The 18,027-nt window shown below is 55.5% G+C and carries 15 protein-coding genes, 1 tRNA gene and 2 rRNA genes (1 of these 18 only partly in view); 10 read left to right on the top strand and 8 right to left on the bottom strand.

Going from position 1 to position 18,027, the window contains the following annotated elements:
- Nucleotides 1-124: 124 nt before the first annotated feature.
- Nucleotides 125-1,675, bottom strand: coding sequence for a sodium:alanine symporter family protein (locus NOR97_RS02190; RefSeq protein ID WP_257600076.1), 1,551 nt, complete (start codon nucleotides 1,673-1,675; stop codon nucleotides 125-127).
- 13 nt (nucleotides 1,676-1,688) lie between these two features.
- Nucleotides 1,689-2,126, bottom strand: a complete 438-nt coding sequence (locus NOR97_RS02185; RefSeq protein ID WP_170344758.1) for a universal stress protein — start codon at nucleotides 2,124-2,126, stop codon at nucleotides 1,689-1,691.
- Between the two features lie 197 nt (nucleotides 2,127-2,323).
- Here NOR97_RS02185 and NOR97_RS02180 point away from each other — a divergent pair, with 197 nt between their 5' ends.
- On the top strand, nucleotides 2,324-2,785 hold the full coding sequence (locus NOR97_RS02180; RefSeq protein WP_174818381.1) for an Lrp/AsnC family transcriptional regulator: 462 nt from the start codon (nucleotides 2,324-2,326) through the stop codon (nucleotides 2,783-2,785).
- A 12-nt stretch (nucleotides 2,786-2,797) separates the two neighbouring features.
- On the opposite strand, the gene pyk is transcribed toward NOR97_RS02180, so the two are convergent.
- A complete protein-coding gene (gene pyk, locus NOR97_RS02175; RefSeq protein WP_170344757.1) occupies nucleotides 2,798-4,243 on the bottom strand; it encodes a pyruvate kinase in 1,446 nt (481 codons plus the stop codon).
- 142 nt (nucleotides 4,244-4,385) lie between these two features.
- On the opposite strand from pyk, the gene NOR97_RS02170 reads away from it, so the two are divergent.
- The 4 genes from NOR97_RS02170 (at nucleotide 4,386) to NOR97_RS02155 (ending at nucleotide 7,366) form a co-directional block, all read left to right on the top strand.
- Entirely contained in the window at nucleotides 4,386-5,123 is a 738-nt protein-coding gene (locus tag NOR97_RS02170) for an N-formylglutamate amidohydrolase (protein WP_257600075.1), read from the top strand.
- Nucleotides 5,124-5,210: 87 nt separating this feature from the next.
- Complete coding sequence (locus NOR97_RS02165; protein ID WP_257600074.1) at nucleotides 5,211-5,450, top strand: DUF6868 family protein; 240 nt, start codon at nucleotides 5,211-5,213, stop codon at nucleotides 5,448-5,450.
- An 87-nt stretch (nucleotides 5,451-5,537) separates the two neighbouring features.
- On the top strand, nucleotides 5,538-5,852 hold the full coding sequence (locus NOR97_RS02160) for a DUF1244 domain-containing protein (protein ID WP_257600073.1): 315 nt from the start codon (nucleotides 5,538-5,540) through the stop codon (nucleotides 5,850-5,852).
- Between the two features lie 362 nt (nucleotides 5,853-6,214).
- The gene (locus tag NOR97_RS02155; protein WP_257600072.1) at nucleotides 6,215-7,366 is read left to right on the top strand and encodes a site-specific integrase; all 1,152 of its coding nucleotides are present in this window, start codon (nucleotides 6,215-6,217) and stop codon (nucleotides 7,364-7,366) included.
- A gap of 36 nt (nucleotides 7,367-7,402) precedes the next feature.
- Here NOR97_RS02155 and NOR97_RS02150 read toward each other — a convergent pair whose 3' ends face one another.
- On the bottom strand, nucleotides 7,403-7,852 hold the full coding sequence (locus NOR97_RS02150; protein WP_257600071.1) for a hypothetical protein: 450 nt from the start codon (nucleotides 7,850-7,852) through the stop codon (nucleotides 7,403-7,405).
- A 781-nt stretch (nucleotides 7,853-8,633) separates the two neighbouring features.
- On the opposite strand from NOR97_RS02150, the gene NOR97_RS02145 reads away from it, so the two are divergent.
- The 4 genes from NOR97_RS02145 to NOR97_RS02130 all read left to right on the top strand — a co-directional run bounded on the left by NOR97_RS02145 (nucleotide 8,634) and on the right by NOR97_RS02130 (nucleotide 12,199).
- Nucleotides 8,634-9,410, top strand: coding sequence for a hypothetical protein (locus tag NOR97_RS02145; RefSeq protein WP_257600070.1), 777 nt, complete (start codon nucleotides 8,634-8,636; stop codon nucleotides 9,408-9,410).
- Nucleotides 9,411-9,553: 143 nt separating this feature from the next.
- Entirely contained in the window at nucleotides 9,554-9,763 is a 210-nt protein-coding gene (locus tag NOR97_RS02140) for an AlpA family transcriptional regulator (protein WP_257600069.1), read from the top strand.
- On the top strand, nucleotides 9,753-10,061 hold the full coding sequence (locus NOR97_RS02135) for a hypothetical protein (protein WP_257600068.1): 309 nt from the start codon (nucleotides 9,753-9,755) through the stop codon (nucleotides 10,059-10,061). Before NOR97_RS02140 ends, NOR97_RS02135 begins: the two co-directional genes overlap by 11 nt.
- Nucleotides 10,058-12,199: a hypothetical protein gene (locus tag NOR97_RS02130; RefSeq protein ID WP_257600067.1), complete on the top strand. Its 2,142-nt coding sequence runs from the start codon at nucleotides 10,058-10,060 to the stop codon at nucleotides 12,197-12,199. The genes NOR97_RS02135 and NOR97_RS02130 overlap by 4 nt, the downstream gene beginning before the upstream one ends.
- Nucleotides 12,200-12,406: 207 nt before the next feature.
- Here NOR97_RS02130 and NOR97_RS02125 read toward each other — a convergent pair whose 3' ends face one another.
- Nucleotides 12,407-13,111 (bottom strand): hypothetical protein, encoded by a 705-nt coding sequence (locus NOR97_RS02125; protein ID WP_257600066.1) that lies wholly within the window; start codon nucleotides 13,109-13,111, stop codon nucleotides 12,407-12,409.
- A 117-nt stretch (nucleotides 13,112-13,228) separates the two neighbouring features.
- Here NOR97_RS02125 and NOR97_RS02120 point away from each other — a divergent pair, with 117 nt between their 5' ends.
- Nucleotides 13,229-14,884: a winged helix-turn-helix domain-containing protein gene (locus NOR97_RS02120; protein ID WP_257600065.1), complete on the top strand. Its 1,656-nt coding sequence runs from the start codon at nucleotides 13,229-13,231 to the stop codon at nucleotides 14,882-14,884.
- 307 nt (nucleotides 14,885-15,191) lie between these two features.
- Here the strand turns inward: NOR97_RS02120 and NOR97_RS02115 are convergent.
- The 3 genes from NOR97_RS02115 to NOR97_RS02105 all read right to left on the bottom strand — a co-directional run.
- A tRNA-Met gene (locus NOR97_RS02115) sits at nucleotides 15,192-15,268 on the bottom strand.
- Between the two features lie 130 nt (nucleotides 15,269-15,398).
- Nucleotides 15,399-15,513, bottom strand: a 5S ribosomal RNA gene (gene rrf, locus NOR97_RS02110).
- Nucleotides 15,514-15,697: 184 nt separating this feature from the next.
- Nucleotides 15,698-18,027 (bottom strand): 23S ribosomal RNA (locus NOR97_RS02105) (it continues 497 nt past the right edge of the window).

Raw genomic sequence — 18,027 nt, 5'->3', positions numbered from 1 at the left:
CACGCGATCAGAAGCGCCGTTTACGCAAGTTCGCCTATGCTGACAAGGGGGTTTGGACCAGAATCTGCGCTTTTTACAGCCCGGTCAGGCACCGGGGCGATATTGATCGCCCCGGTGGAAGGGTTCAGTGGCTGAATTTACGGATTTCGCCGCTCTTCAGACGCTCGGAGTAGGACGCCAGCTCCTGACGCACCACTTTCATCAGGAAGTAGAGCGCAAAGACGTTCACAACCGCCATCGCAAAGATCGCCGCATCCGAGAAGTCGATGACCGGGCCGAGATTGGCCGCCGCCCCGATGACAACGAAGATGCAGAAAATGACCTTGAACACCAGTTCCTTGGTGTGGCCCTCACCGAACAGATAGGTCCAGGCCTTGAGGCCGTAATAGGACCAGCTGATCATAGTCGAGAAGGCAAACAGGATCACCGCAACCGCCAGGATATACGGGAAGAAACCGAATGCGCTGCCGAAGGCGGCAGAGGTCAGGCTGACACCCGAGTTGCCGTCAACAGTGGCAATCGCCGTACCGGCCTCATTCAGCATGTAGTTGCCGGTTTCCGGGTCGATGATCAATTGCTGGGTGATGATGATGACCAGAGCGGTCATTGTGCAGATCACCACGGTGTCGATGAACGGTTCCAGCAAGGAAACGAAGCCTTCGGTGATCGGCTCCTTGGTCCGAACAGCCGAGTGTGCAATCGCTGCCGAGCCAACACCCGCTTCGTTCGAAAACGCCGCACGTTTGAAGCCTTGGATCAGCGCGCCGACCATGCCGCCTGCAACACCCAGACCGGTGAAGGCACCGGCGAAGATCTGGCCAAAGGCCCAGCCGATCATATCCGCATTCATCAGGATAATGACCAGAGCGGTCAGAACGTAGAGAACGCCCATGAACGGTACGACCTTTTCAGTCACCCGTGCGATGGACTTCAGGCCGCCGACGATGACCATGAAAACAACCGCTGCAAAGACCAGCCCTGTAATCCAGCCCGGATAATCGCCCACGATGCCCGCGATCTGCTGATGCGCCTGATTGGCCTGGAACATGTTGCCCCCACCCAGCGCGCCAAGGATACAGAAGATCGAGAACAAAACCGCAAGGATCTTGCCACCCGGCAAGCCCAATTCGTTGAACCCTTTGGACATATAGTACATCGGGCCACCCGAAACGGTGCCATCTTCGTACTCGTTGCGGTATTTCACACCCAGCGTACATTCGGTGAATTTCGACGCCATCCCCAGAAGACCCGCCAGGATCATCCAGAAGGTTGCACCCGGTCCGCCGATGCCGACGGCAACAGCGACACCCGCGATATTCCCCAGGCCGACTGTGCCCGAAAGCGCCGTGGCCAGAGCCTGAAAGTGGCTGACCTCGCCTGCATCGTTGGGGTCGGAATAGTCACCTTTGACAAGACTGATTGCGTGACTGAAGAACCGCATCTGCACAAAAGCAAAGTACAGAGTGAAGACCGTCGCTGCGATGACCAGCCACATCACGATCCACGGGAAGCTGGTCCCGGGGAATGGTGCGAAGATGAAGCTGACGAATGGGCCGGTCAGGTCAGCGAAAGCCTGGTTGATTTTTTCATCAAGCCCCGGAGCATCTTGCGCAAAGGCAGGGCTGGCGACAATAGCGGCGGCCGTTGAGGCGCCGAGTTGTTTAAGCATTCTCATTTTGTCCCTCCCTTCAGTTCACAACCGTGACCGGAACATCGGCATGCATCACAAGGTTCTGGGTCGAACTGCCGAAGATACGTTTCTTGATCCCGTCTGCCGAAGACCGGCCGACAACGATCTGCGAGCCGCCCATTTCCATTGTAATGGCGTTCAAGGTCTCCGCCACGTCGCCATGACGAACAACACCCTGCGCTTCGAAACCAGCCTCTCTGAGGGCCTCAACGGCAGGCGTCACGATACGCGACGTTGCCAGATCAACCTCTTCTTCCCTTCGCTTGTGACGCTGCGCGTTTTCTTCCGGTGTCTGAAAGGTGTAAGGGGACCATTCGATCACATAAGCGACCACCAGTTCACACGAGCCGATCAACCTTGCCAAATCCTTGGCAAAGGCAATCACGCGCTCACCGGTCTCTGTCCCGTCGAGTCCTATGACAATCTTTGTTGTCATGTCGTTCCTCCATTTTTTTCATTTGGCCGGGGCCCGTGCCCCCGGCAGGGCAGCCGGAACTTGGAACTTTCAATAAGACCGCCCTTTGGTAAGTATCAGGAATTTTCACTAGGAATTGGGGATTTTTTTGGCCTATACTCAGTGTAAATTATCGTTCTGCACTAAAAAAACAGGAAGATTTACTGATTAGTAGAGAATTGGACAATATCGATCAGCGCATCCTGCACGAGCTTGAGGCCAATGGCCGGCTCTCAATAGTTGAGCTTGCGGCGCGCGTAAACCTTACAAACACGCCCTGTTCGGAACGCGTGAAACGGCTGGAAAAGAACGGCTATATCAAGGGCTACAGCGCCATCGTCGACAAAGAGAGAATGGGGCTGGCCCTTCTGACCGTCGTACAGGTGTCGCTGACCGCAACGGCCGAGCAATCCCTGGATAAATTCAACGAGGCCGTACGCGATGTGCCGGAAATCGAAAGCTGCCTGATGGTGGCAGGGTCGTTCGATTACCTGCTGACTGTCCGCACCCGCGATATCGCGCATTTCCGGATGATACTGGGTGAGAAAATCAACAAGCTGCCCGGGATTCACCAAACCAGCTCTTTCACGGTCATGGAAGCCGTGAAAGAGCCTGTTGGCCAACGGGTGTCCGGGCTTTGATACCCGTTCTGATTATTCGGGATCCGTGCTGTAGATCAGTCGCTCGTCACACGGGGCCACGCGCAGAATGTTGGTCGTGCCCGGCACGTTGAACGGCACGCCGGCAGTGACGACGATCTGATCGGTCTCGGTTGCAAATCCCCCTGCCCTTGCGGCGCGCGCTGCGTTTACAACCGCGCTTTTGAACCGTTCAAGCTCGGGCGTCATGACGCAGTTGCAACCCCAGGTCAGGCAAAGCCTGCGCGCCGTTCCCATCAGCGACGTCATTGCGATAATCGGAACACCGGGACGTTCGCGCGCGGTCAATGCGGCTGTCGTGCCACTTTGCGTAAAACAGCAGATCGCCTTGATTTCGGTCTTCTCGGCTATTTCGCGCGCCGCGGCAACGATCCCATCCGCAACGGTGGTTCCCTTGGCGGTACGCGAGGCGGCGATGATCTGCGTATATGTCGGGTCGGCTTCGACTTCGATGGCAACCTTGTTCATCGTCTGCACCGCTTCGATCGGATAGGCACCGGCTGCCGATTCCGCGCTGAGCATGATGGCATCGGTGCCTTCGTAGATCGCCGTCGCAACGTCCGACACTTCGGCACGGGTCGGCATCGGGCTTTCGATCATGCTTTCCAGCATCTGGGTGGCGACGATGACGGGCTTGGCTGCCCCACGGCATTTTCGAACCAGGCGTTTCTGGATCGGAGGCACGGCAGATACAGGCAGTTCCACACCCAGGTCGCCGCGGGCCACCATGATCCCGTCCGACGCATCAAGGATGTCGTCAAACGCCTCTACTGCCGCAGGTTTTTCAATCTTGGACAGAATCGCCGCGCGGCCATCGGCCAGCGCGCGCGCCTCGAAAACGTCCTTGGCGCGCTGCACGAAGCTCAGCGCCAACCAGTCCACACCCAGTTGGCAGACAAACTCCAGATCATCTCGGTCCTTGGCCGACAAAGCCGCCAGCGGCAGCACCACGTCAGGAACGTTGACGCCCTTGCGGTTCGAGATCGTGCCACCCACCTCAACCACGCAATTTGCATAATCCTGTCCGCAGTCCTGAACGATCAGACGGATCTTGCCATCATTCACCAGCAGGCGCGCGCCCGGTTCCAGCGCCGCAAAGATCTCGGGATGCGGCAGGCAGACCCGGTTGACGTCGCCAGCATCAGTGTTGAGGTCGAGCCGGAAAGCTGCACCTTCTTCCAGTTCCTCGGCCTCGTTGGCAAAGACACCAACGCGCAGCTTGGGCCCCTGAAGGTCGGCCAGAATGGCAATCGGGCTGTCCAGGTCCTTTTCCACCTGCCGAATGATCTTGTGCCGTTCGCGGATCTCATCATGGCTGCCATGGCTCATGTTCAGACGAAAGACATCCGCACCAGCCTCGTGCAGGGCACGAATCGTGTCATAGTCATTTGACGCTGGCCCCAGCGTCGCCACGATTTTCACATTTCTCAGGCGTCGCATTAGCAAAGACCTCCTTACGTCATCTCAGGTTTGCGGATCAGCTTCCGCAAAATGTTACCGCAAACATCGTTTCGGTGCTTATTGCGCAATTCCCTTTTCAAAGCAACTGCCCTACACCTGCGGCAAACTAGATGACAGGCTCATGACATACACTCCGTTTTTCGTCCACGGTGCGGATCGCCCGTCGCGCTGGCTGATCACATGCGACCACGCAACCAATACTGTTCCCCCAGACGTAAATGGCGGCGACCTCGGTCTGCCGCGCGAGGATATGGAACGCCACATCGCCTATGATGTCGGCGCGTATGAGGTGTCGAAACACTTGGGTGAGATCCTGAACGCGCCGGTGATTGCCGCCAACTTCTCGCGGTTGGTCATCGACCCGAACCGGGGTGAAGACGATCCGACGCTGTTGATGAAGCTCTATGACGGGTCAATCATCCCGGGAAATCGCCATGCAGATGATGTCGAACGCGAACGTCGCCTGAATATGTGTTACCGCCCCTACCACGAGGCACTGGCACAAATGGCTGCCCTGCCCCATGCGGTGATCGTTTCGATGCATTCCTTCACCCGCCAACTGCGTGGTCGTGAACCGCGCCCATGGCATATTGGCGTGCTGCACACCTTGGACCAGCGGTTCTCACGCCCTCTGATCGAAAGGCTTCAGGCCGAGGATGATCTGTGCGTTGGCGTCAACGAGCCGTATACCGGAATACTGCCGGGGGATGCGATCGACAAACACTGTACCGCGTTCGGACGCCCAAACGCACTGATCGAGCTGCGCAACGACTTGATCGCAGACCATGCGGGGCAAAGGGAATGGGCCGAGCGATTGGCTCCAATCCTGGAAGATGCATTGGCAGCCAGCGACCTTTGACCGCAAGTCTTTCGTGTGCTTTACCGCGCATCACGCTGTTGTGAGCACGGCCTTCATTCCCCATATAAACTGGGAAAGGGGGTCATTATGACACGAGAGTTTTTGACGACGTTTTTTGGTTGGATGGCCGTGCTCAATATAGCGGTGCTTCTGTTTACCACCCTGATGGTTCTGCTATTGCAGGATTGGATTGCCGACATTCACGGCAGGATGTTTCGGATGGAACGCCCCGACGTGAAACGCGCCTATTTCAGGTATCTTGCGAACTACAAAATCCTGACGCTGGTTTTCTGCATCGTGCCGTGGCTGGCATTGAAACTGATGTGAAAAGGCGCTTCGGCACGTCTGATTCTTGTAACGGGTCCACTGGATTGTTAGGTCAGAAGCAACTCAATCGCCATCCGGAGCCACTTCATGGACAAGCAAACCGAAATTGAACTTCAGGCTGCCGCATTTCGCCGGTTGCAAAAGCACCTGATGGAAGACCGCACGGACGTTCAGAACATCGACATGATGAACCTCGCCGGGTTTTGCCGCAACTGTTTGTCGCGCTGGTATCAGGAAGCGGCAAACGAAAAGGGAATCGAACTGGGCAAGGATGAAGCCCGCGAGATTTTCTACGGCATGACGATGGACGAATGGAAATCCAAGTATCAAACCGAGGCTGGCCCCGAGAAACAGGCGGCTTTCAAGGTTGCGTTCGAAGAAAACGTCGGCAGAAAAGACTGACTGGGGTGCCCCTGTTGCGCGTTCACCACACCCATTTTGCGCGCAGTTTGCTTCCACAGTGCTTCCAGTTGAGTTTGCGCAATGCAAAGAGCCTCGCGTTATTCGATGCTAAGAGTTTGATATTTGGCTGTTATTTTTGGTTGCGGGAGTAGGATTTGAACCTACGACCTTCAGGTTATGAGCCTCATTGTCGTATGTTTGCTGTTATTTGCTAAGGTTATTTCTTGCATGATTTATCAATATGTTACCTATGCTTTAGCTTGTTGTAAGCATTCTCCACATTGTCCAAAATTGCTCTCCGGTGTAGCACCAGTGTAGCACCGTCAACTTTCGGTAGCACCAAAACACCTAAAGGATATACCGTGGCCAGTCACCGTTTGAACTTCACCAAAGCAGCCCTTTCGAAAGCCCCTGCCGCCAAGAAAGGATCACGGGACTACTACTATGACGAACGGGAAGCGGGATTGGTTTTGGCTGTGACGGCGGCAGGATCGAAGAGCTTTTACCTGTACAAACGGATCGAAGGGCGACCCGAACGCCTGTTGCTTGGCAAATTTCCTGACATGACCGTGGAACAGGCCCGCAAGGCGGCAGCAAAGGCCAAGGGCGGCATCGCGTCTGGGGCGAACCCTCAGAAAGAGAAAAAGGCCATTCGGGATGAAATGACCTTTGGGGCGCTTTTTACCGAATACATGGACAAGTATTCCAAGGTGCATAAGAAGTCGTGGATATATGACGAGCGGGAAGTAAACAAATATCTGTCGCATTGGTTCCGCAGAAAGATTTCCAGCATTGATCGGGCTGAGGTAGAAAGGCTTCATGCAAAGATCGGCAAGGACAACGGCTTGTATCAGGCCAACCGTTTGCTTGAACGTATTCGCTCCATATTCAACAAGGCCATTGAATGGGGGTGGAAGGGTGTGAACCCCGCTGTTGGTATCAAAAAGTTTCGGGAACAAAGCCGCGACAGATTCTTGCAGCCTGACGAACTGCCTCGCTTCTTTGAGGCATTGGCCAAGGAGCCCAACGAGGCCGCAAGAGATTTCTTTATGGTTTCCCTTCTGACAGGGGCACGAAAGTCAAACACGCTGGCAATGATGTGGAAAGAAATCAACTTCACATCGGCCACATGGCGGATCGAAGAAACCAAGAATGCAGACCCGTTGACGGTTCATCTCCCCCAACAGGCAGTTGAGTTGCTAATCGAACGAAAGCTCAAGTCAGACAGCCCCTACGTTTTTGAAGGCTCGGGCAAAAGCGGCCACCTTGCCGATCCCAAGAAAGCTTGGAGCCGGATCCTGAAAGAGGCAGGGATTGAAGACCTGCGCATTCATGACCTGCGTCGCACCTTGGGCAGCTATCAGGCGGCAACGGGGGCCAATGGATACATTATTGGTAAGTCTCTCGGGCATCGGTCCCAACAATCCACAGCAATCTACGCAAGGTTAAACCTAGACCCGGTCAGGGAGAGTGTGGACAAGGCGACAGAGTTGATGTTTTCAAAGTCTACCTAGGGCGGAAAGAGCCCTTTGCGACCTGACCATACGAACTTACTTGAAGGATACTTCCTCTTTCAGTTCCGCTTTATCGGGTACCCGAATATAAATTTGGGGCTGCTCATACAATATGCTGCCACGTTCAGAATCCACTAAATACAATGGCCAGGAACCGGTGACAGATGGTGCCCACCCCTTCGGTGGGGTCACGGTTGGTGGAATATTGTCATCGACTCCTATGTGGCCCTTTGTATGGCCGTATTCACGGCAGCTTCCACTGATATTGTCGCGAATTAGTGTTTTGCAGAACCGGCCAGATCCGCTGCCATTGCAGTCGCTTGGATCGCGGTACAATGTGAAATAAGCTAATTTGGCGGTTTCAATTTTTGAAGCCTTGGGAAATCCGCAGATTGGGTGGTCAAGCAGTTGTTCGATAAAGCGGATTATTGGCGGAAAACTTGCCGCCGTTTGAGTGCTTAACGCAATAAGCATCAGTAGTGCCATTGGCCAAATTATCTGTTTCATACTCAGACAGTTACCCTTTGAGATGGATATCAGGACAATAATCCAAGACTACCGAAGGGCAATCTTCCTTACAATCCAAAGTCGGTTTTGTCCGCACAGTCGACGTTGGAATACCTGATGAGCGACCAAACAATGCGGATGACAGCTTTTAGAGCCCAGTGTACGCCCCCTGAGAATTGGCTTGTCCGTTTCAATTTCGCAGTTTGGTTGAATTCTTCGTTGGTAAGAACGATGTTTATTGGATGGAATATATAATCCCACCCGCCGTACTCATTCTACTGCTGCGTTTTGGTTTTCCTGCCCTAATCACTTGGTTTTTCGAGCGTTTTGTCGAATCTCGGGCTGAGATAGCAAGACAGCAGAAACGCCTGACTACTGAGGGCGTGAAAGAAACATCTAATGCTCAGAAGATCGCGGCAACACGCGGAAACTTGGACAAAATAATATAGCGGTTGGACGACACAAATGGCAGCTTTGCCCGCATAGCCGCTGTCCACGGCTCCAAATCACTACATCTTTGATTCAAAGCCCGCTTCCTGTGCATTGTCGCCGACGTTGAGGCCCAGTCCTGCGCTAGCAGCGAACGACTGATGTGTAGCCTTCCTGCTAGAACCAACCAAGGCTGAGCTGTTCGCATTCACCAAAGACCTACTAATTCAGGAAAGATCGCTTCAGGCAGACCACCCCTAGTTTCACCGTCTGCACTGTCAGTCCTGTCAGCCTCTGGCGTTTGACTTGGTTTTCCTGAACAAGCGGCATAATGGAACAGGCTGACAACACCCTCCCCGACATCGAAGCAAGACCAACTGCACCGTGGCAGCGCCTCATGGTGGGCCACGGTTTCCTGTCTGAGTTACACCGCCTCTACGATGCCCGGTTCATGCTTGAACTTGAGATGCTGATGGGACCCAAAGCCAATGTTGACGAACTGCGCAAAGGGGTTGAGGCAGCGGCGCGAGCCTACGTCCGCGAACGCCGCAAAATGCGCCGACGCAAACCGGGGGCAATGGAATACCGCCGCCTGTCCGCATTGTCTGCCAAGCTTGAGCCGGTACTAGTGGACCTTGCCCGTGTGCAGGCTTCACCAAACTGTTCCGGGAAACTGGCCGACGCGCTGGAAAAACAAGCCCGATCAGCCGACCCAAGCGCCGCCGGAATTGCAAACCTGATCGAAGGTGCATTTGGCCCCGGCGATCCTGTCGGCCATGTCGCGGCGTTTCTCGAACTGTTGCATAAGGCGACCGCAGAAACGGTTGCTTTGGGCGAGCATGACACCCCAAGCAGCTATCATGAGGCCGATCTGGATCGTTGGTCGCGCAGGCCGAAGAAAACCGAAAGCCAGCCGATTGCGGCGTTAGCCCGCGCCTTTCGCCCCTATTGGGAGCGCAACGCCATGCGCCCCTTTAATGCGGGCCGCTACGATCCGGCCACAAAGCAAAACAAAGCAACGGCTGTAGATGTGATTCATTTGATCGGCCAAAAACTTGATCCGGACCTGACGCGCGCGCGTGTGGTCACGGTAATGCGGGTGATATAGACATATTTTCGCCACATTACGTGGCAGTTAACCGGCATGTTTTCCTATGTAGGAAGCAGTTTTTCTTTCCTGCTTCACGCGTTTCGGCCTGCCCAATCGCTCTCTAGGTTTCCCTTCATCGATCTAAATTGATGGAGGTTATCATGATCGCAAAACAGGCAGACACCCTGCTCAAACCCGAGCAAGTCGCGGAACGCCTCGGCGTGTCCACAACCACCCTTGCCACATGGCGTTGCACCAAACGCTACCCGCTGGCTTATGTCAAAGTTGGCCGCTTGGTCCGCTATCGCATGGGAGATGTAGAAGCGTTCGAGATCGCGCGTCTTCAGGAGGTGGTTGCAAATGACTGGTAGTTGGAAGCCTATCGAATTCGCGGCCATTGCTGAACTGGCCCGGATCAATCTGCATAGCCTTCTGGCCGAATGGTTGCCGGATGGCCGGATCATTGGCCGCGAATGGGTGGCGCTGAACCCCACCCGTGCAGATCGCTCGCGGGGTTCGTTTCGGATCAATCTCGACAGCGGGTTGTGGGCAGACTTTGCCACAGATGACAAAGGCGGGGATGCCATCAGCCTCTTTGCCTATCTGAACGGGGTCCAGCAAGGACAGGCCGCGCGTGCACTGGCGCAACGTCTGGGGGTGCAGGCATGAGCGCGCTGCCCGACCTTCGCCACCCGACAGCCGGTGTCGCTGACACTCAGCATGTTTATCGCAGCAGAACGGGTGCGCCTGTGCTCGTCGCCAATCGCTATGAGGGCAACGGCAGGGGCAAGTTCTTTCTGCCCTACGACGTGACCAAGGACGCATGGAAAGCACCCCAGTTGCGCCCGGTCTATCATCTGGACCGGATCGCCCAGGCGAACCCGGATCAGCCGGTGATCTGGGTTGAAGGGGAGAAGTGTGCCGATGTTCTGACGGGCTTGGGGTATCTAGCCTCTACCAGCTTTGGCGGCAGCAAGGCGCTGGCAAAAACTGACCTGTCACCGCTGGCAGGCCGTACTGTCATTATCTGGCCTGACCACGATGAGCCGGGACAGAGCTATGCCGCCAAACTGGCCGAAGAGCTCGTTACATTACATAGGGCGACACCTCTGATCCTTCCGATCAGTGACGCACTGATTCAAGCGCATGATTCATCGAGTCTGATCCCTAAACCAATACATAGGGGCTGGGACGTGGCCGACGCCATTGCCGCAGGTTGGGGACTAGGCGAGATTGACGCCCTGATAAACAGCGTTGCGTGTGATTTGCCGGATGCAACTGCCGCCTACCTTACAAGTAAGGTTCGGCCTGCCGCCAATGACCCGCATCCCCCTATGTATCATAAGGAAAACCCCGACCCGTATACGTTACCTATACATAGGGATGAACCTGCACCTATACGTAACGATAGCAGTGCGGCGCTGGTGGATGGGCTTGAGCTTTGGAACACGCCGCAGGGTGAGCCCTATGTAACGTTACGGGCCAAGGGTCACTTTGAGCACTGGCCTGTCGGATCATCGACCTTCCGCAACTATCTGGCCTATGCCCATTACAAGGCCGAAGGCAAAGCGCCCTCCAATGCCGCGCTGGATGACAAACGCCGGATGCTGGAAGGGGTGGCGCGGTTCGAAGGCGAGACCTATCCGGTGTCCAGCCGCATCGCCTCGATCGGGCGCACGGTCTATCTCGACCTTGGCGACACCGATTGGCAGGCTGTGGCGATCACGTCCGAGGGCTGGCAGGTGGTCAGCCACCCGCCCGCGCGGTTTCGACGCTCACCAGCCATGCAGGCGTTGCCAGTGCCGGAACGGCATGAGAATGGCATCGAGTTTCTGCGCGATTTTCTGAATGTCGACAGCGAAGATGATTTCCGCATGCTGGTGGCATGGGTTCTGGGATGTTTCCACCCCAAAGGCCCCTACCCTATCCTGATCCTGTCAGGTGAACAGGGCAGCGCCAAAAGCACCACCGCGCAAACCCTGCGCGATCTGATTGACCCGGCCAGCCCAAGCACGCGCAGCACGCCCAATTCCGAACAGGATTTGGTGATTGCTGCCATGCACAACCACGTTCTGAGCTTTGACAATCTCTCGACCATCCGCCCAATGATGGCAGATGCGTTCTGCCGGATTGCTACGGGTGGCGGATTTGGTACCCGCAAGCTGCACACTGACAGCGACGAGGTATTGTTCAACGCGACGCGGCCCTGTTTGCTGAACGGTATTCCCGATCTGGCGGCGCGACCTGATCTGGCGGATCGCGCCATTGGCGTTCATCTGCCGGTGATCCCACCCGGTAGGCGCAAAACCTTGGGCGCGTTTAACCGCGATTTTGCCAAGGCCAAGCCCTATATTCTGGGCGCTCTGTTGGACGCGGTGTCCTGCGCCTTGGGCCGGATTGACTCAGTGAGCCTCTCAGAAGCCCCTAGGATGGCAGACTTCGCTAAATGGGTGGTTGCTGCCGAAGGCTCCCTTGGATGGTCTCAGGGCGCGTTTCTGGACTCCTACGCGGCCAATCGCGCGCGCAGTGACCAAGCCGCTGTTGAGGCCAACCCGGTCGCGCTGGCGATCCTTTCATTAATGGAAGGGCGGCAGCATTGGAGCGGCACCGCAACCGAGCTGAAGCAAACCTTGCGGGATCGTTTCCCGGCACTGACAGAGGACAGCCACAGTTTTCCGCGCAACGAGGCACGGTTTGGCGCGGCGCTGCGACGGGTACAACCTGTCTTGCGGCGACAGGGCGTGAACATCGCGTTCAGCCGTGAAGGAAAGGCCGGGATGCGGGTGATTGAATTGAGCAATCGCTGAAAGTTCGCTCAACAATTTTTTGGCTAACGCGCTCGATTCCTTGGGTCGGGCGTTTTTTGTTTGTGCTTGCCGTTGCGGATGCCGGGGGTGGGCTCGCGTCTGCTACGCGGACAAAGCCGCCATCGGATTCCCGACACGCGATGTAAACCACGCCGAGTTGTGAAAACTCTGAAGATTAAAATATCGGTTCCGCCAAGCTGCCGAGTCTTACCAGTCCGACACTCGGACGTTCCGAAACGAAACAGAGACATTGTCCGTGGCAGGGATATCCTTGGCGCCAAATAGACCATATCTGAATTGCACTTCACCACCTTCGGTAATGTTGGGTCTGCCGGTTGAGTCCGAGATCACCTCACCGTTGCATTCGACGACAAAAACACCGGGGGTCTGATCCTTGAGGGATTTGCGTGGCGTTGAATCGTATTGGATGCGCACTGAGACCTTGTGCCATTCTCCGAAATCCTCCGCGGAAATGCAGTCCTTGGCGCGGAACGTGTAGCCATCGTTGTTCAGTTCGAAACCATAAAGCATATCGGTGCCAGTCTCGAATTGGCCGGCGGTCAACCGCGCGTTGAGTGCATTGTAGCTAAAGTCTTCCGGAATGAGGATTTCCCACTCGTACAAACGCCGATCTCCGGCTCTCGACGTGGATGTCTCAAAGTACTCGATCCTGTTCCGTGAGCGTCCGCAATCGGAGGTGCTGATCTGCAATTCGTCGGAGAAGTATTCAAGGTCGCTGCACTCGCCCGGACGTAGCTGAAATGTTTCACTTCCGTCGGATTGGCGAAGGGGCGCATTCTCGCGCGGCGTGCTGAGGTCAAAGCTATTGGCAATTGCAGGACTGGAGATGGCTACTGCTGCAATGATTGCGAGAATCCGAGGCGGAGCAATCGCCCGCGCCGTTCCGAACAAGGGAAGTCTCGCTATTCTCGCCGAGCATTTCATAAGCTATTCTCCATCTAGGGAGAGGTTGGTGCCCCTCCCAGTTTCTGAAGGGCGTCTTTTGGAATATGGACCTGACGCCCGTGGGTGATAGTCCAACTGGAGGGCGAGATACTGCGTTTTGCCAAACGAAATAACTTGAAATCTTCTGAAATCCGCCTTGGAATGGTGAAGGTCGATCCGGCCACCGGACGGATTTACGACTTGGAGGGAAATGAAGCCGAGCTGCGGCACCAGTCCCGTGAAGTGCTCAAGGCATTGGCGGAAAACCAAGGCAGGACAGTATCGCGCGAAGCGCTGATCGACGAGGTCTGGTCGGGCCGAGCCGTTGCAGCCGACAGCGTTGCGCAATGCATTGCCGAGATTCGGCGTGTCGTGGGCGATTCTGAAAAACGCCTTGTCGAGACTGTTCCGCGTCAAGGTTACAGGCTAATTCTGCCCGTCCCGGACGCCGCAAACGTGGGATTGCTGAATCTACCTATTTCCTTACTGTTGGTGGCCGTTTTAATGCTTGCAGCACTGATCGGCGCCTATGTTTTGGCGCGCTCTGACGACACGGTCCATGCACCTGTGGTTGCGGTGCTGCCCTTCGAAGATTTCTCCTTTGCACCACACACTGGTTTCTTGAGTGACGCCATAAGCGAGAACATTATAACTGCATTGGCGCGGTTTCCGCAGATGACCGTCATCTCCCGCCGCTCCAGTTTCCAGTTTCGCGATTCGCCGCAAGGGATTGCAGAAATCACTGAGGCGCTTGGAGCCGATTTTGTTCTTGAAGGAAGCCAGCAGTACAACGGCTCTCGATTAAAGATCACAGCCCAACTGATCGAGGGTGCCACAGAGGCTCATATCTGGGCGGACGAGATTGACGTTCCTCTAAGTGCGATGCTGGAGGCCAACAGTGAAATCAGCCGAAAGATTGCCCTGGCCGTTGGGACAAGTGTGATTGACACCGCCGAGGCCAGCATGACCTCCGGGGATGTCAGCGCCCTAATGATCTCTAATGCGGCACAAAGCCGGATCATGCGCAGCTTTACCCGCGAAAACCTCCTGACCAATATCGAGGAACAGGAGAAATCCATACGGAACTATCCCGACTCTGCGTGGGGGTTTTTGGGCCAAGCCCTGTCGTTGCGTATCGGCCTCCATTACGGATGGGTCGACGGCGATGAGTCGGCACTTCGTGAACGGATGTACAATCTGGCCCGTCGTGGCGTCGAGCTCGATCCAAACAATTTCCTCGCTTACCATGCCCTCGGACGGGCGCTGATGTTCAATGGCGAAGTCGAAGACGCGCAACGTGCCTTTCAGCGTGGGATCGAATTGAACCCTTCGTCGACGATCGTTGGCAATGGGCTCGCGGTTTCTCAAATATACATGGGCAAGACGGACGAGGCCTTGCAGACACTTGCAAATCTCGAACGCATTGATCCGCTCAAGCACTTTGACTTGCAATGGAACAAGGCCTGGGCGCTTTGGCAGAAAGGAGAGTGCGACAAGGCCCTGGACGCATTCAAGTCAGTGCCCTCAATGCCAACCGCGGCCAATAAGCTCCTCGCGGCCATCCACCATTGCGTTGGCGACGAAAACGCTGCGGCACTAGCGATGGCCAACTACCTTTCAGAGAACCCGGACTGGACCGTCGCGCGGGTAAGAGACATGGAAACCAGGATGTGGAATGCCTCCGGCGCTCTGGAACGCTGGCTTACCGCCATGGAAGAGGCCGGGATGCCTCACGGCTGAACTTGTCTCGCCGTAAGGGCGAATCTCTTTGGGACGGAATAATGCGCACTAAGGGCTCCAAGCTGACCTTCAAGGGATACAGACGGCAAACTTTCTATTGGCTGACGGTGCTGACAGCACTGACGGTGGACGCGCGTTAGTTTTCTTTGTTTGGTAAGGTTCGGCGTCAGCGACTGTCGGTGTCGCTACGTTGAGGTATTTGAAGTTTGCCCCACAGCGTAGCACCGTTGTAGCACCGAGGCCAAACGTCCCAAACGCCAAGAGCGCCCCTTGGGGCGCTAGTGTGTTGTAATCATGCAGGTATTTTTGGTTGCGGGAGTAGGATTTGAACCTACGACCTTCAGGTTATGAGCCTGACGAGCTACCGGGCTGCTCCATCCCGCGACACTTTGGTGGTCTACCGCCTATTCGGCTACTTGAGACCGTTTTTCGGCCTGTTGCTTACGCTACTTGAGGCCGGGGTCGAATGAGTTCGATATCGTAAGAGAGAATTTTGATTGTGGGCTTTTTCTAGGTTTGGCGGTGACCTACTCTCCCGGGGCTTGAGCCCAAGTACCATTGGCGCGGCAGTGCTTAACTTCCGGGTTCGGGATGGGACCGGGTGTTTCACTTGCGCTATGACCACCAAACCGAGGAAAAGCCCCCGTCGCTCTTTTTGCTTTGCAAAAAGGCGACGCGCGGGAGGCAGCGTATTCGCTTGCGAATGCGCGTTCCCGCACGGTTATTATGTCAATCAACAGTGTCGCTTGGCGCGACACAGCCATCCTTGGTCCAAGGTGTGTATGTTTTTGATTTGTCTTTCTGTTACTGGATCAAATCAAGCCTATCGGGCGATTAGTACCGGTCAACTGAACGCATTGCTGCGCTTACATCTCCGGCCTATTGACGTGGTGGTCTTCCACGGCCCTCAGGGAGACCTTGTTTTGAGGGGGGCTTCCCGCTTAGATGCCTTCAGCGGTTATCCTGTCCGATCATAGCTACCCAGCACTGCCGTTGGCACGACAACTGGTCCACCAGTGGATCGTTCACCCCGGTCCTCTCGTACTAGGGGCAACTCCTCTCAAGTCTCCTACACCCACGGCAGATAGGGACCGAACTGTCTCACGACGTTCTAAACCCAGCTCACGTACCTCTTTAAACGGCGAACAGCCGTACCCTTGGGACCTGCTCCAGCCCCAGGATGAGATGAGCCGACATCGAGGTGCCAAACACTGCCGTCGATATGGACTCTTGGGCAGTATCAGCCTGTTATCCCCGGCGTACCTTTTATCCGTTGAGCGATGGCCCTTCCACTCGGGACCACCGGATCACTATGGCCGTCTTTCGACTCTGCTCGACTTGTCAGTCTCGCAGTCAGGCTGGCTTCTGCCATTGCACTCAACGAGCGATTTCCGACCGCTCTGAGCCAACCTTCGCGCGCCTCCGTTACGCTTTAGGAGGCGACCGCCCCAGTCAAACTACCCGCCACGCAGGGTCCCGGATCCGGATAACGGACCGCGGTTAGACATCAAGAGTGCGAAGGGTGGTATCTCAAGGGAGGCTCCACAAGAACTGGCGTTCCTGCTTCAAAGCCTACCACCTATCCTGCACATCACAATCCTGATGCCAGTGCGAAGCTGTAGTAAAGGTGCACGGGGTCTTTCCGTCTAACCGCGGGAAGCCTGCATCTTGACAGGCAATTCAATTTCGCTGAGTCGATGTTGGAGACAGCGGGGAAGTCGTTACGCCATTCGTGCAGGTCGGAACTTACCCGACAAGGAATTTCGCTACCTTAGGACCGTTATAGTTACGGCCGCCGTTTACCTGGGCTTCAATTCAAGGCTCTCACCTCTCCTTTTAACCTTCAGGCACCGGGCAGGCGTCAGACCCTATACGTCGTCTTGCGACTTCGCAGAGCCCTGTGTTTTTAATAAACAGTCGCCACCCCCTGGTTTGTGCCCCCAGCCCCTAGTTGCCTAGGAACCGGGCCTCCTTCTCGCGAACTTACGGAGGTATTTTGCCGAGTTCCTTCAACATCGTTCTCTCAAGCGCCTTGGTATGCTCTACCAGTCCACCTGTGTCGGTTTAGGGTACGGTCTGATGGAGGGCTATTTCCAGGAACCACTCAGCAGCCCAATCAATCCGATAAGATTGAACTACACCTGTGATCCGTCACATCCTCCTGGCCTAGGAATATTAACCTAGTTCCCATCGCCTACGCCTTTCGGCCTCGGCTTAGGGGCCGGCTTACCCTGCTCAGATTAGCTTTAAGCAGGAACCCTTGGACTTTCGGCGAGAGTGTCTCTCACACTCTTTGTCGCTACTCATGTCATCATTCTCACTAGTGATCTCTCCACCGGATCGCTCACGCGCCGGCTTCATCGAAAGCCTCTCTCCTCCAATACGCCCGAAGACGTGAAGGAGGAATGAGACTATGTCACACTACGCTCTGCTACCATGCCTTACGGCATCCTAAGCTTCGGCTCATGGCTTGAGCCCCGTTACATCTTCGCCGCAGGACAACTTGTTTAGACCAGTGAGCTGTTACGCTATCTTTAAAGGATGGCTGCTTCTAAGCCAACCTCCTGGTTGTTTTGGTCGTCCCACCTGCTTTCCCACTTAGCCATGAATTGGGGGCCTTAGCTGTAGGTCAGGGTTGTTTCCCTCTCCACTACGGACGTTAGCATCCGCAGTGTGTCTGCCATCTAGTACTCCCGGGTATTCGGAGTTTGGTTAGGATCAGTAAGCCTGTGGGGCCCCATTACCCATCCAGTGCTCTACCCCCCGGGGTATTCGGATGACGCTCTACCTAAATAGATTTCGCAGAGAACCAGCTATCTCCGAGTTTGATTGGCCTTTCACCCCTAGGCACAGCTCATCCCGATCCTTTTCAACGGATGTGGGTTCGGTCCTCCAGTAAGTGTTACCTTACCTTCAACCTGGCCATGCCTAGATCACTCGGTTTCGGGTCTGATCCCACGAACTCATGCGCCCTATTAAGACTCGCTTTCGCTACGCCTACACCTAACGGCTTAAGCTTGCTCGTGAGACCAAGTCGATGACCCATTATACAAAAGGTACGCCGTCACCCCGCAAGGGGGCTCCGACTGATTGTAGGCGTTCGGTTTCAGGTACTGTTTCACTCCCCTCGTCGGGGTGCTTTT

Origin of the sequence: Ruegeria sp. YS9 (assembly GCF_024628725.1) — a bacterium.
Lineage (GTDB): Bacteria > Pseudomonadota > Alphaproteobacteria > Rhodobacterales > Rhodobacteraceae > Ruegeria > Ruegeria atlantica_C.
This window is presented reverse-complemented; position numbering and strand designations above follow the sequence as displayed.

Coding starts and splice junctions, on each gene's coding strand:
- NOR97_RS02150 (WP_257600071.1), bottom strand. CDS start 7,852: ATGGCACTACTGATGCTTATTGCGTTAAGCACTCAAACGGCGGCAAGT.
- NOR97_RS02170 (WP_257600075.1), top strand. CDS start 4,386: ATGACATACACTCCGTTTTTCGTCCACGGTGCGGATCGCCCGTCGCGC.
- NOR97_RS02135 (WP_257600068.1), top strand. CDS start 9,753: ATGACTGGTAGTTGGAAGCCTATCGAATTCGCGGCCATTGCTGAACTG.
- pyk (WP_170344757.1), bottom strand. CDS start 4,243: ATGCGACGCCTGAGAAATGTGAAAATCGTGGCGACGCTGGGGCCAGCG.
- NOR97_RS02160 (WP_257600073.1), top strand. CDS start 5,538: ATGGACAAGCAAACCGAAATTGAACTTCAGGCTGCCGCATTTCGCCGG.
- NOR97_RS02185 (WP_170344758.1), bottom strand. CDS start 2,126: ATGACAACAAAGATTGTCATAGGACTCGACGGGACAGAGACCGGTGAG.
- NOR97_RS02165 (WP_257600074.1), top strand. CDS start 5,211: ATGACACGAGAGTTTTTGACGACGTTTTTTGGTTGGATGGCCGTGCTC.
- NOR97_RS02130 (WP_257600067.1), top strand. CDS start 10,058: ATGAGCGCGCTGCCCGACCTTCGCCACCCGACAGCCGGTGTCGCTGAC.
- NOR97_RS02145 (WP_257600070.1), top strand. CDS start 8,634: ATGGAACAGGCTGACAACACCCTCCCCGACATCGAAGCAAGACCAACT.
- NOR97_RS02190 (WP_257600076.1), bottom strand. CDS start 1,675: ATGAGAATGCTTAAACAACTCGGCGCCTCAACGGCCGCCGCTATTGTC.
- NOR97_RS02140 (WP_257600069.1), top strand. CDS start 9,554: ATGATCGCAAAACAGGCAGACACCCTGCTCAAACCCGAGCAAGTCGCG.